This is a genomic window from Aggregatibacter kilianii (assembly GCF_003130255.1).
In the GTDB taxonomy this organism is placed as follows: Bacteria; Pseudomonadota; Gammaproteobacteria; order Enterobacterales; family Pasteurellaceae; genus Aggregatibacter; species Aggregatibacter kilianii.
Genome location: NZ_NRCN01000001.1, coordinates 1,030,262 through 1,043,285, shown reverse-complemented (window position 1 = coordinate 1,043,285; position 13,024 = coordinate 1,030,262). Strand labels below are relative to the sequence as shown.

The following is a 13,024-nucleotide window of genomic DNA, read 5'->3' as shown; positions in this document are numbered from 1 at the left end:
CATGAATATTTTATTAAGTAACGATGATGGCATTCACGCGCCGGGTATCCGTGTAATGGCACAGGCACTACGCAATATTGCCAATGTCACCATTGTGGCACCGGACAGCAATCGCAGCGCTGCTTCCAGTTCGCTGACCTTAATTAAACCACTCCAACCATTACGGTTGGAAAGCGGTGACTATTGCGTCAACGGCACGCCAGCTGATTGCGTGCATATTGCGCTCAACGGTTTTCTTTCCGGGCGCATGGATTTAGTAGTTTCCGGCATTAACGCCGGAGCTAATTTAGGCGATGATGTTTTATACTCCGGCACCGTAGCTGCCGCCTTTGAAGGACGCCATTTAGGCTTGCCGGCTATTGCTATATCGCTTGATGGTCGCCAACACTTTGAAACGGCAGCCCGTGTAGTGTGCGATTTGGTACCCAAATTGCATTCCCAATTATTGGGCAAACACCAAATTTTGAACATTAACGTGCCGGATGCGCCTTACGAAGAACTCAAAGGTATCAAAGTCTGCCACTTGGGCTATCGATCTTCTGCCGCTGAAGTGATTAAACAAAAAAGCCCACGTGATGAAGATATTTATTGGATAGGCCTAAGCGGACTGCCTGAATATGAAAGCGAGGGAACCGATTTTCATGCGGTAAAAAACGGCTATGTTTCCATCACGCCGATTCAAGTAGATATGACCGCACACCAGTCAATGACCGCTTTACAACGTTGGTTAGAAAGTGAATAATTCAAACTTTTGAAATGAGGGAAGTGAAATGAATTTGTTTGGTGCAATGTATGATAAAACCATGATTTGGTCGAAACATCGTTTCGCGCCTTTTTGGTTATCTTTCGTGAGTTTTATCGAAGCTATTTTTTTTCCCATTCCCCCCGACGTGATGTTAATCCCAATGTCCATGTCAAAGCCACAAAGCGCAATGAAATTCGCTCTGTTCACAACCATTGCCTCTGTCTTAGGTGGCATGATCGGTTATGCCTTAGGTTATTACGCTTTCGACTTGGTAGAACAATACATTACGCAATGGGGTTATCAAGAGCATTGGCAAACGGCGATTCACTGGTTTGAAAAATGGGGCATTTTGGTGGTGTTTGTAGCAGGGTTTTCACCTATTCCTTATAAGGTGTTTACCATTTGCGCCGGCGTTATGCACATGGCATTTTTGCCGTTTGTTCTCACTGCATTTATTTCTCGCGTAGCGAGATTTATCCTAGTCTCAAAATTAGCCGCTTGGGGCGGTGAAAAATTTGCGGCGAAATTACGCAAATCCATTGAATTTATTGGATGGGCGGTGGTTGCTTTAGCCGTCATCGCTTATTTAATTCTACGTTAAACAAGGTGATAAAATGAATAAACTGATTTTGTTATTGTCTATGATGTTAATGCTCACGGCCTGTTCTTCGCAAGATGCGCCAAAAGATGAAAATGACCTTCCTCCGGGGATTATGCAGCCGGTAGAAGGAACAGGTGCAATTGCAGATGGTAACTGGATGCCTGAAATTCAACAACATGGTATGCCAGCGAATATGAAATAATTAAGGAATCAAAAAAATGAAAAAATCTTTTTTACTTTTACCAATAACTATCGCTGTACTTGCAGCTTGTAGCTCAAACTCACCGGCACCGGTGGAAAATGCTGACGGCACACTCTCTCCAGGCATGATGCAACCGGTTGACGGTAGCTCTGATGGTGGCAGTGCTACTTGGGAACCACAGATTACTCAAAGCAATGTACCGAATTCTATGAATGGTCCAATGCAACAAAGTGGTAATGTACAAGGTGCCAACGCACAATCTACACCGCAACCGAATTTCCAACCGACCTATCAACAACCGGCACAACAGCCTGTTCAACAGACGCAACCACAGCCTGTGGCGCAGACACATTCTCAACAGGTGCCACAGGATTTTACCATCCCGCGTAACCCAACCACTAACGCGCCGGATTACAGCCAAATTAACAAAGGCTTCTATAAAGGGGAAACTTATACTGTTCGCAAAGGCGACACCATGTTTCTCATTGCCTATATTTCCGGCTTAGATATAAAAGAATTGGCTGCGTTAAATAACATGAAAGAGCCATATAGCCTAAGTGTGGGACAAACCTTAAAAGTGTCTAATGGACGCTCTGCCGCCCCACAAGCAGTGGCGAAAACCACATCGGTTGCACAACCAATGCAAGCAACAACTCAACCGGGTGCAACCGAACCAACGATTACCTATACTCCGGGCGCTAACGGCACACAATATGGCTCAGATGGCACTATTACCGGTCCAATTAAAGCCAGTGTAGGCGGAACGCCTCCGTCCAATGCACCGCTAACTACGCAAGTGCAACAACCTACAAGCCAAGCAATGACAACAGAAACTGCACCGGCCGTCTCCAACGTCGCTTGGCGTTGGCCAACCAGTGGCAATGTTATCCAAGGTTTCTCAAATTCTGATGGCGGCAACAAAGGTATAGACATCAGCGGCTCACGCGGACAAGCGGTTAACGCGGCTGCGGGCGGTCGTGTAGTTTACGCGGGTAATGCGTTACGCGGCTACGGTAATCTGATCATCATCAAACATAACGATGACTTCCTCAGTGCTTACGCCCACAATGACAGCATCCTCGTGAAAGACCAACAAGAAGTGAACGCAGGTCAGCAAATCGCCAAAATGGGTAGCTCCGGCACCAACGGCGTAAAACTTCACTTTGAAATTCGCTACAAAGGTAAATCCGTCGACCCAACCCGCTATTTACCGCGTCGTTAATCCACAAAAGAAAAAAGTGCGGTCAGAAATTTAAGTGTTTTTCTGACCGCACTTTTTTAAACATGAGCTATCAATCAACAATAAATTCATGACTTAAGCGCTTTAACTCATCTTGGGTTAACTGCCACAAGGTAAACCTGACTTAAAGATATTGATTTTAGTTAAAGTGCGGTCGTTTTTTTGAAGTGCTTTTTGAGAATGAAAACTTGGCGGAGATCGTAGGAGTTGAATTTAATACTTAATTAATTGTTTTTAAATGAATTAATTTTTACCATATCTAATTATGGTACTATTTATAGTACTAAAATTTTTTTAACCGTTTATTTTGTCTATTTTTCACACAATTTTTAAGCTCATGAGGGCTTTTTAAAATCAACCCCATGAAAGCGCTTTTTCCCACGGTTTAACCGGTCGAAAATTTGCTCCCGTTCTTCCTTACTCAAAGAGAGAAAAGCCGTACTATATCCACCATGTTTCACGGCATTAAAGCGGCTGTTCTGATAGTTATCTGTATTGCTATTCGCTTTGACCTTTCGCATTTCCACCACCTCAGCATGATAGTTTTTTACACTATAAAAAAGAGATTTCGACAAATAAAAAAATTAAAAAAATAAAAAGAAAAAGTTTTTTTGTGAAAAGTAACCACTTCAACCACTTCTTAGGGCAATTTTAGACTTAACCATTTGAATTTAAACCTAAAAATAGAAGTGGTTACTTGTTTCAGTTGCCACTTGGTAACCACTTATTTAGCCACTTTTAACCCTCAGTAACCACTTTTTAGGGCGTTTTTAGTGTGTTTTTTGGTGAATTATCTGCAATAAAAAAGGCTCAATACTTAATAGTATCAAGCCTTTCATCTCTATTACGCTCACTATCCGCGCCATTCATTCAATGAGCTGTCTGAATCAATAAAATAAACGTTAGTAATCAAATAACCATCTTTTGAACGTTGCTCAAATTCATAAGCAAATTGGCTTTCTTTCATTGCCTGCTTAAAGGCTTGAATAAAACGACTTCGCCCTAGTGGTTTAGTAATGTTTAAGCATTCGCAGTAGTGAAGATAAGCTGAGTATAAATAGCGTTTCTCTGCGTTTGCTGCCGTTCTTGCACTGCCCACATATAACCCGTTAATTGTCTGCTTACTGGTGAAGTGTCGGCAAAAGTCTAGAATGTGATCGGTTTGTCGCCGTACTTTTAATGCTTCCATGCTTTCCCGTTGTTCGTGCAATAGTTTCTCTGCGTCACTTGGATCTGAAAAAGTATCAAGTAAACGGCGTACAATCCCAGACGCTTCGGCGTTCAGTTTCTCTTTCAAGTGATTATCCCGCATATCATCGGGTACTTTTCTATTGAAGTGAAAAATCACTCTACGGCGCATAATTCCGCCGTTATTCTCTTTAAAAATAATTGAGGTGTTATTTGTCATCATGTAAACCGCACGCACCACCACATCGAACGGGTTTTTATAAAGCAGTTTAACGCTGATACTATCCCCGCCGGTAATTGCTCTCAGTTCTGCGCCATCGCCAATATATGATTCTTGATCTGAGGAATAGAAAAACGTTTTATCAATGAGTTTTGCTCTTGCTGTAACGCTTTCTAATTCTTTCAGGCTAATTGCTGCCGTGTTTCCCTCGCCGGCTAACATCTTCGCCAGTTCGTTAAAAATGGATTTACCACTACCACCAACGCCCGTCACTTCAAGGAATAACTGCCATTCATAGCGATTCGTAAGAATCATATATAACCCTGCCAAAATGCGGCGTGCTTTGTTTTGGTCGTTGTCGCTAACCCACTGCAACCATCTATCAAAGTGCGGTGTATTTTGTGGCTGTTCGGCGTATTGAATATCAATGAACGAGGTTAAAAAATACTGCTCATCATGCGGTAAAAATTCTCCTGTTTTCTTATTCAATACACCGTTGGAAAACGCTAATAAATCAGGGTTACGCTTGCCCATTAATTCCAGTTCATAATCAATCATGAGCTTAACCATGCCATCAATACGGCGTGCGCTGTAAGATATGCCCTTTTCCTTGAAAAAGTCCCTCACAATGCGTCCTACGGCTTTTTCCGTCAATGCCTCCCACTTCTTGCCCGTGTAGGTGTAAAGGGTGTCGCTAACTTCATCGAGGCGTAAAGGCTTGCGATACCATGCCAAAAAATCACTAACTCGCTTGTTATCAGGCTTCGTGTTAAAGGTGGTGGCATAATCTTCGCTTTCTGTCGTTGGTGGCAGTACGCTTTCTCCTTTGCGAATTTTGCCAACATAACTGTTCAGGTTATCAATTAATTGTCCGGCTTCATCGTACAGTTCCACCATAATTGCTTTGGTTGTGCCGGCAATGTTCGCGCATAACTGCCCTAAAACTAGCTCATCCAATGGCTTAGCGTTATTAGCTCGAATCAGACGAATAAACCGTGCTTTCTTCGGTGCGATTCGGTACTTGTCGATTTCTTCCAATATCTCGTTATCCACCACCACAGGGCTAATATGCGGGCTTTCTTGCTCTTTAATGTATTTGGCAAAGTCCCATGCTTGAACGCCCACGCAAATAACAATTTCAGAATTGCCCGTTTGATCTTGAAGTTTTAAGTTGGGTGCATATTTTAATCTTGCCATAAGTTACCCCGCTATAAACTCAAGCGTGCCACGCTGTTGAATCAATGCCATATCAGCAAATTTCGCCACAATGATTTGTGCATAAGGGAGCAGCATTTTAAAATTCTCTCGAGCGTCCTCCATGATTTCACGTTGTTTCTTACCGGTGGCAAGAATCATTGGCGGATTAGCGTTGCCAGTCACGATTGCCAAGGTGTAATACTCAAGGTTAATTGCTTTTATCCCTGTCATCTTCCCCTGCTGCAAATAATCATGGTGCAAGGCTTTTACTTCCTCTTTCGTCTCTCGCACGGCAACCACGATAGAAAGGCTTGAATCGTCATAAAATGACAATAGGGCAGTTAACGCAAAAACAGTTTTACTCATCACTTCCCCCTTGTAACTTGATACTTTCCACACGCTCAAGATTCAATTCATCAATCTGTTTCGCCACCTCAGCGAATTTGAAAATAAGATACCCGTTCAGTTGATTAAACGATTTCAAAAGTGCGGTCTGTTCCGCGTTTAAATTTATGCCTTTGGCTAAGTCATTGAATAACTTTCCACCACCTTTTAATCGCTCCACTAAATCAACACATTCCCCACGCATTTTTAGTTTGTGATGGAAGTCATCCGGATAAACTTCAAGGCATTTGCGGTTACTATCATGAATTAGCTTAAATTGGCGCGTAAGCTGGCTATATTCCGCCACCAATGGATTGATAAACAGTTTCCCTTGGTATTTGCGTTTCTCTCCGCCTTGCGCTTCCTGTTGCGTTTTTTGAACAGAATGTAAATTTGCATTCTGCGCTTTCGCAAATTCGCAACCTGTTTCGCAGTTTCTTTTTATAAAGCCAGTATTATCAAGGGTTAACTGTGTTTTGTTTCGTTTCGCAGTTTCGCAATTTCTTTCGCAGTTTTTTATCTCACTTTTAACCGGCTCAATTTTGAGCGTGTTAGGGTGTACGCCGTTGACTGATACCCCACCATCGCTTACTAAATTCTTAGTATTGTTCGCTTTCCATTGTTGAAGCTGTGCCATTGGGTTAGTTGGTTTCATTTTCGCCCTCCGCTAAAACAGTGATAGTTTCTAAACGTCTGCCGCTAATATCTGTTTCGCCAATCTCAGCTTTTGCTCTGATTTTGGCTTGTAGTACGTCTCTAAGTGAACAATATTGACCAGCTGTGAATTGATCGCCGTTGTCATAGGTAAAAACAAGGCTATAAGGGAATTTAGTGTTACTCATCATTTCTTCCCCTTATTTCCACTGTTAAGGTGATAGGTGGCTTCTGCTGATACATTACGCAATGTGTTTAGAAAATATGCGTTAGCCTGAATTAATGCTCCAATATGTTTTACATTGTCATTGCTCATCGCTTGATGATCAAAGTTTTGCTCACTCTCAGCAAAGAAGCCTAAGCGGCTTATCATGTCGCCTAACTCCATCAATCCATATTCGATAGTTCCACAAAGGCATTCACTTTCAGTTCGGATCTTCTCTAAAGTTTCCTTGCTTACTCCGTTACTATTCACTACGTCTTGAAGAACAATTTTAATTGCGTCATAACTAAGCATGAGCCACCTCCATAGAATCACGAGAGATTGCCGTAAAAGTGCGGTTGTTTTTCACGGTGTTTTGAAGATTGATTTTGCCGGTGAGTACAAGAACAAAATCACGGGCGAATTGGGCGCGTGCGGCTTGTTCTGTATTGGCAGTGATACGGATTTTTTGAATGTGATTGGTTAGATCGGTACGGCGAATAGCCGCAAAAATGAATTGATACATTTGCGTAGATTCCTGTAACTGATTTTCAGAATCTACCGCTAGACTTTCCACGGTCGGGCGGTAGAGCATAACAGGGTGGAAAACTGCCGTTACAGGAAGGCAGCCAGTCAAAGACTGCCTATTACGCTCTACCATTGAATGAATTTTTAGATTAAATAAAACAAAATCCGCAAATTCTTGAGGTGTGCGAATGTTACGAACAAAAAAAGCACGATTAAAAGGCGTGCTATCGTTCGCCTGTAACTTAATATTCAGCTTTCCACGGCTGACCTTAGATTTTGCTAAGGCAGGAATATACTCGCAAATTTGACCGCACTTTGTAAAGTGGTTATTGTGAATTTCTTTGATTTGAATATAATTTAAGTACATTTGATTTATTCTTCCTAAATAGTACGCCCGTAGTGTTATCTCGGGCGTTTTGTTTATGCCGCTTGTTTAAACCGATTAGCCAACATCGCCACTAACTTAAAACGGCGCTCCTCAAAGTCTTGAATGTCGCTATCAAGCAACATTTCATTTGCCCTCTCTAAATATTCCAATCGTTCAAGCTGTACGGCGTTTAAGTGTTCCCGTACTTCGCCTTGAATGTGGTTATCGGCTTTGTATAGCTACACGCTTTGCCCTAATACAATGCCGGTTAGCATGTTTGATTCATTGATATAGTGATTCTTAGCCGTGCCTTTGCCTTGTCGTGTTCTCATACGTTCAAGGGCATTATTCATCGACTTGAAAGGTGACTTGGCTAACTCTCGGCTTTGTTGCCAGCGGGCTAATTCTTGTTGGTGAATTTCCGGGGCAATTTGGCTTAGTTGTTCTTCACAAGAAATAAAATACCGGCGGGCGGCTTTGCCTTGAACATTGTTTTCTACCATTGCCAATTCCTTCGCCATGTTTAACGAAAGTAAATAATCAATTTTGTTGTGACCACCACGGCGAGAAGTAGATTTGGTTTTACTCAAATTTGAGTAACATAAGTTGTCTTTTTGCTTCACAATTTTGTGAGTTAAAGATTTTTTATTGCTCTCTTTGCTCAACAAATTTGTTGGGCAAACAATGGTGTAATCCACTCCCTCGAGAAAGCCATATTGGCTAATTCTTTGAGAGATCCAGTTAGAAAAGTCGCGTTTATTTTCCAAAAATCCATGCAATGCCCGCGCGTTAACGTGGTATGTGGTTATGCCTTGGTAAAAGGATTTTTCCACCGGTAAAAGTGCGGTTAAATTTCCGTTTGTTTTGGTTGTCATTGTGTAGTCTCCTTTAAACGTGAGTAGGCTTTGGCAAATTGGCTTCGTATTTCCTGCCCGTAGCTCATTGTCTAAATCCTCTTTAGTTGCTCTTGTGCGATTTCAATCAGTCGTTCTGTGTTACCTAACTGCACATGAACAAGATTCCATATATCGGCTGGTGTCAGGTTGTCTTTAAGTTTTCTTCCTGCCACCATTGCGCCGCTAATTTCTCTCAGTTTGGCAATATATGCCCGCGCCATTGTCAGCGTAGGCTTTTCTTGTTCTTCGTTGGTGGCTTGGTTTGTTTCTTGTTCAATCATTGCGCCCCTCCTAAGTCCACCACCGGCAACGTTAAATAATCCCGCTCAGCTTTGGCTTCGTGGTGAATGGCTAGGGCTTCAATTTGTCGTTTTAGATCATCAATATCCATCAAAGCCAATGTGACCCTATCCAAAATTAGATCTAACACTTCCTCTTTGCTCTTGCTGATTCTTTCGCCGTGTTCATTCACTTGATAAATCGCACCGTTCAATCCTGCGTCTGCGATTTCGTAAATCTCGGCAATTTGAGCTTCAATGCTCCATAGTGTTGCTGTGCCGTGCTTTTGTAGTTGAGTTGGTGTGTTTGTGCTATTCATCATTAAACTTCCTCTGTGCTTGTCTGATTGTGTTTTTGGCTTACTGCGTTTTCATGTAAAACATAAACACCTACACGGTGAATTAAGCTGGTGTTGTCGGTTTCATCACGGAAGAACGTATCAATCAAATAACCTTGATTGCGTAATTCTTTAATGCGTGCCGGCGGGTAATAAACGCCCATTTGTCGCAGTTCGTTTGTGCTGTGTGGGCGCTCTCTTAACCGTTGAATGATGAATCGGCGTTGTTCGCTTGTGCTGGTGGTGGAAAGAAAAGGCATTTGATTCATTCGTTCCCCTCCCTATTAGTGCGCCTGTGCCGTTTCGCCATTCAGCCACGCCATAACATCGGCATATTTCCAACGGCTCATACGTCCTAGTTTTTCAGGTGGTGCTAATAAACCCTTTTTCACTTGCTGATAAATGAATGTATGTGATACGCCGCCGGCAAGATTCTTTACTTCTGCTAGTGAACAACGTTTATTTGGATCTGTATGTGTTTGAAGTGTCATGTTTACCCCTCGTTAGTTTCAATCTGTGGAATGTGTCGTAAACGTTTACGGGGTTATTAAAGCAATATGGAAAGGTTTTGTGATGAAACTGAACAAATGAACTCGTTCAATGAACAAATGAACTAAATTTTATGGATTATTGAACAATAAAAAGCCAGTTTTGAACTGGCTATAATTGGTTTAGATATTTTTTAATAGTGTTTTTGGAAGGAATTAATCGTTTCCCTTTGTGTTTTGTATCTAGTTTTGAATGTAAGCGGCTATAACTCGGTATTTCTCCGTTTTCGTCCAGTAATTCAGGATCAATAATCAGACTTATAAAGTCTGCTAGTTTGTCTGAGTTTATTCCTTCAGGTAAATCAGCTTGATATTCTAAAACATCCCTAGAAATTTCCTTACCTTGAGAAGTGCTGGTGTCATAACTAAGTAAATTTGTTTCTAAGATTGAGCTATCTTTTGATTCATCAATGATATTTTGTAATTTACTAATTTCTGCTTTTGCTCGTCGATAAGGCTTATTTATATCTTTGCGTTTAAAGAATTTGTTATAAGCAATATTGCGCATAGCTTCCAGTTCACTATCAATAAGGCTTAATAGGTATGAAATTCGCACTTTATAACTATCAATAGGTTTTTGTTCTTTAGTCAAAAAATACATTAAATCAGCATGACTTATTTTTATTTGTCCTAGTTCAATTGTATAAGGTTTTTTAAAGGTGAGTGTTAAATTTGAAAAAAAGCCATCTTCTTTCATAGCAAGCTTACACTTTCCGAATAGATTGGCTTCTTTTAGATCCTGTGATAATGAAAACTGATTCTCAGAAAAGAAATGTTTGTGTATGTTAAAATAAGCATTAAATGAAACATCTCTATTTTCAAGTGAATAGTTTTTTTTATTTATTTTCCCGAAAGAAATCGCATATGTTGATTTTATATAAGATATTTTTGGAAGTTCCCCTTTGACTTCAAAAAATAAATTTTTCTTGGATAAATTAATATTTAATCCTAGACCGCCATTAAATGATATAAATGACTTATCTTTTTCTAAGAAAATTTGTTGTGTAGTACATCTTCCGCCGATAGAGACTATACCATCATTTATGTAAACTACATTTATTTGAGCCTTAAGATCCCCAGACGCTAAATAGTCTAAAATTCCATCAAGAGAAATATTTAATGCCCTGGATATTTCAAATACCGAATAAAACGATCTATCTGGAATATTATGTTTAAACTTATCAACGTTTAATCTTTCTAACATAAAACGCCCCTATGCGTTGCCCTATTCATGAAAGGAAGTGCGACAAAATGAAAATAGGGTTTCATTCTTTCGGCGTGGGTAATTAATCCGCACCTAGTCGCACTATATTTAGTATTAATCTTGCCGTATCTTTACGGCGTTTTACGTTGGTTTATTCTTTCATAAGGTAAGTAGCGTTTCAATACTGTTCGCAAGAAAAATCTGTATAAATAAACAGGTTTCGGAACACTATAAAAAAGGTTTTCGAACGCTATAAAAAAAGCAATTTAGCCGGAAGATGATGATGACTAGAAATTCAAAAAATAGGCAATCTCCGCGCGCCCTAAACCCCGTGGGAGTGCTATTCTCCTCAGGAGTACCTTTACTTAGTGGCGAATCAGTCTGCTTTATCTGTCATCATCTACCACCATGCTAAATCTTAATTTCGCGGTTATGAAAATTGCATTGAATGAGCGGTTTTCGCGGTTGATTGGTGTAGAGATTGTTACGCCCCCTCCACCATTGGTATAAATGCTTCGCGCGTGCGTACTGCTCCGAAAATTCAATAAAAAGCTCCATGCACTACATCAAACCTTTTTACATTGGAATAGACGGATTTCCGTCTTTCCGGTTGTAGTCATCACAACTTTAACCAAAGGTATAGCTACCATAACCGTACCTCATTTCTCTCGCCAAATACACATTTAATCCGCAAAACGCAAAAAATAAAATGCAATAAATCATGAAAAATACCCTCTTTTTCCCTGTTTTACCTTCAGTAACCACTTTAACCACTTGTGTAACCACTTCTAACTATTCTTTATTTTTTAATGACTTATAAGAAAATAAGTGGTTGAAGTGGCAAAGTGGTTAAGATTTGAAAAAAAACTCCCACAACAGAATTAATTAATAAAAAACGGCAGCCTATAAAGACTACCGTTCGAGTGTAAAAAGAATGTGGGTTGATTGTTATTTCCCGACTATTGGAGAGGGGGCTAATGATTCCACATAATCCGCCCACGCCTGCAACATTTCCGCCCGCTGATTGATATAGTAAGCCTTGTTATATGTTCCTCTAATGGCGTTCTTATCCTTGTGTGATAGGGCTTTCTCAATCCAATCTGCATTATAGTTTTTGTCATTAAGTGAGGTGCTGAATAAATGTCTAATACCGTGGGTTGTTAATCTCCCCTCGCCAACGCTTCGAATAATTGCCATGCGCAAGGCTTCAATAGTGATATGTCCACTCTTGGCGGTGGTGCTGGCAAAGACAAAAGGGCTGTCAGTTAGACTAAGTGCGGTCTGAATTTCCCGCATTTTCTCAAAGATAGCCACGGCTTGACGGGAGAGGGTGACGATATGCAATCGCCCCTCCGGTAAATTCTTATTGCCTTTCTGTACTCGATAGCTCCATGTTTGCGCTGAGGTGTCTATATCTTCCCACTGCGCCCGTGCTATTTCGCTTGGTCTGCTTCCGGTTAACACTGCCAACATCACGGCACAGAACGACAATAGAGAAAATCTTCCTTCATCTCTTGCTTGATAGAATTTCGCTAAAAATTCCGCCAGCTCGTCCGGTTCTATGGTGTTCATACCTTTTACACGCGGTTTATCAAATTCCCGTTGAATTTCGGCTAAGTTGTTGGTGGCAATTAATCCACGGTGCAAGGCGTAACGCATTACATGATTTACGTTGTTTAATATTTTTCTAACGGTCTCTAATTTTCCTGCGCGCTCTAATGGCTTGAAAGCATTAATGCCGATAAGTGCGGTCAGTTGGTCGATTGGATATTTGCCGATAGCGGGGAGAATATGTCGTTCAAATAAAGCCCATGTGTCTTTTGCGGTGCGCTCAGTGAAATTAGCTTTAAGCTGCCTATCCTTAAACCATTCTTCTGCCATGCGCTCAAAAGTGCGGTTCTGTTTGTCCGTGTTTTCTTGTTTGAGTTGCATTTCATAGGTAAGTGGATCGATATTCTTTGCTAAGAGTTGCCGATATTCTTCACGCTTTGCCCGTGCTTGTGTCAATGTCATATCAGATAGTTTGCCTAGGCTGATATTGGTTCTTTTTTGGGTAAAGGGCTTAAAGTAGTTAAAACGCCATATTTTCGCGCCGGTGGTGGTAAGTTCTAGAGATAATCCGTTGCCGTCTCTGAGTGGGAATTTATCCGCTTTAGCAGTGCGAATTTCTTTGTCGGTTAAGGGTTTAATTATGCGCGCCATAAATTTTAGTACCATCAAAAACAGAAGAGT

18 protein-coding genes are annotated in these 13,024 nt (G+C 41.0%); 4 read left to right on the top strand and 14 right to left on the bottom strand.

The window, feature by feature from the left end; genetic code table 11:
* Position 1 precedes the first annotated feature (1 nt).
* Genes surE through nlpD form a run of 4 tightly spaced genes read left to right on the top strand, consistent with a single transcriptional unit; the run spans position 2 to position 2,770 of the window.
* Positions 2 to 742, top strand: coding sequence for a 5'/3'-nucleotidase SurE (gene surE / locus DK428_RS04830; RefSeq protein ID WP_109064932.1), 741 nt, complete (start codon positions 2 to 4; stop codon positions 740 to 742).
* 28 nt (positions 743 to 770) lie between these two features.
* On the top strand, positions 771 to 1,346 hold the full coding sequence (locus DK428_RS04825; RefSeq protein WP_109092125.1) for a YqaA family protein: 576 nt from the start codon (positions 771 to 773) through the stop codon (positions 1,344 to 1,346).
* 13 nt (positions 1,347 to 1,359) lie between these two features.
* Positions 1,360 to 1,548, top strand: coding sequence for a hypothetical protein (locus DK428_RS04820; protein ID WP_109064930.1), 189 nt, complete (start codon positions 1,360 to 1,362; stop codon positions 1,546 to 1,548).
* A gap of 16 nt (positions 1,549 to 1,564) precedes the next feature.
* Positions 1,565 to 2,770, top strand: coding sequence for a murein hydrolase activator NlpD (gene nlpD, locus DK428_RS04815; RefSeq protein WP_109064929.1), 1,206 nt, complete (start codon positions 1,565 to 1,567; stop codon positions 2,768 to 2,770).
* 353 nt (positions 2,771 to 3,123) lie between these two features.
* Here the strand turns inward: nlpD and DK428_RS04810 are convergent, their stop codons facing one another.
* The 14 genes from DK428_RS04810 to DK428_RS04745 form a co-directional block, all read right to left on the bottom strand.
* The gene (locus DK428_RS04810) at positions 3,124 to 3,309 is read right to left on the bottom strand and encodes a hypothetical protein (RefSeq protein WP_109064928.1); all 186 of its coding nucleotides are present in this window, start codon (positions 3,307 to 3,309) and stop codon (positions 3,124 to 3,126) included.
* Positions 3,310 to 3,641: 332 nt separating this feature from the next.
* Positions 3,642 to 5,393 (bottom strand): DNA primase family protein, encoded by a 1,752-nt coding sequence (locus tag DK428_RS04805; protein ID WP_109064927.1) that lies wholly within the window; start codon positions 5,391 to 5,393, stop codon positions 3,642 to 3,644.
* A 3-nt stretch (positions 5,394 to 5,396) separates the two neighbouring features.
* A complete protein-coding gene (locus DK428_RS04800; RefSeq protein WP_109064926.1) occupies positions 5,397 to 5,759 on the bottom strand; it encodes a hypothetical protein in 363 nt (120 codons plus the stop codon).
* Positions 5,752 to 6,432 carry a hypothetical protein gene (locus tag DK428_RS04795; protein ID WP_109064925.1) on the bottom strand — a complete coding sequence of 227 codons (681 nt, stop codon included), beginning with the start codon at positions 6,430 to 6,432 and terminating at the stop codon, positions 5,752 to 5,754. Before DK428_RS04795 ends, DK428_RS04800 begins: the two co-directional genes overlap by 8 nt.
* Complete coding sequence (locus DK428_RS04790; RefSeq protein WP_204352454.1) at positions 6,419 to 6,622, bottom strand: hypothetical protein; 204 nt, start codon at positions 6,620 to 6,622, stop codon at positions 6,419 to 6,421. Before DK428_RS04790 ends, DK428_RS04795 begins: the two co-directional genes overlap by 14 nt.
* Positions 6,619 to 6,948: a hypothetical protein gene (locus DK428_RS04785; RefSeq protein ID WP_109064923.1), complete on the bottom strand. Its 330-nt coding sequence runs from the start codon at positions 6,946 to 6,948 to the stop codon at positions 6,619 to 6,621. The genes DK428_RS04790 and DK428_RS04785 overlap by 4 nt, the downstream gene beginning before the upstream one ends.
* A complete protein-coding gene (locus DK428_RS04780) occupies positions 6,941 to 7,528 on the bottom strand; it encodes a host cell division inhibitor Icd-like protein (RefSeq protein ID WP_109064922.1) in 588 nt (195 codons plus the stop codon). The genes DK428_RS04785 and DK428_RS04780 overlap by 8 nt, the downstream gene beginning before the upstream one ends.
* 239 nt (positions 7,529 to 7,767) lie before the next feature.
* Positions 7,768 to 8,403, bottom strand: coding sequence for an antA/AntB antirepressor family protein (locus DK428_RS04775; RefSeq protein WP_109064921.1), 636 nt, complete (start codon positions 8,401 to 8,403; stop codon positions 7,768 to 7,770).
* A gap of 71 nt (positions 8,404 to 8,474) precedes the next feature.
* A complete protein-coding gene (locus DK428_RS04770; protein ID WP_109064920.1) occupies positions 8,475 to 8,705 on the bottom strand; it encodes a hypothetical protein in 231 nt (76 codons plus the stop codon).
* The gene (locus DK428_RS04765) at positions 8,702 to 9,025 is read right to left on the bottom strand and encodes a hypothetical protein (protein ID WP_239493793.1); all 324 of its coding nucleotides are present in this window, start codon (positions 9,023 to 9,025) and stop codon (positions 8,702 to 8,704) included. The genes DK428_RS04770 and DK428_RS04765 overlap by 4 nt, the downstream gene beginning before the upstream one ends.
* Positions 9,025 to 9,300, bottom strand: coding sequence for a helix-turn-helix domain-containing protein (locus DK428_RS04760; protein WP_109064949.1), 276 nt, complete (start codon positions 9,298 to 9,300; stop codon positions 9,025 to 9,027). Before DK428_RS04760 ends, DK428_RS04765 begins: the two co-directional genes overlap by 1 nt.
* Before the next feature lie 24 nt (positions 9,301 to 9,324).
* Entirely contained in the window at positions 9,325 to 9,531 is a 207-nt protein-coding gene (locus tag DK428_RS04755; RefSeq protein ID WP_109064919.1) for a helix-turn-helix transcriptional regulator, read from the bottom strand.
* Between the two features lie 169 nt (positions 9,532 to 9,700).
* Positions 9,701 to 10,792 carry a hypothetical protein gene (locus DK428_RS04750; protein ID WP_109064918.1) on the bottom strand — a complete coding sequence of 364 codons (1,092 nt, stop codon included), beginning with the start codon at positions 10,790 to 10,792 and terminating at the stop codon, positions 9,701 to 9,703.
* A 948-nt stretch (positions 10,793 to 11,740) separates the two neighbouring features.
* Positions 11,741 to 12,994, bottom strand: coding sequence for a tyrosine-type recombinase/integrase (locus tag DK428_RS04745; RefSeq protein ID WP_109064948.1), 1,254 nt, complete (start codon positions 12,992 to 12,994; stop codon positions 11,741 to 11,743).
* Positions 12,995 to 13,024: the final 30 nt, after the last annotated feature.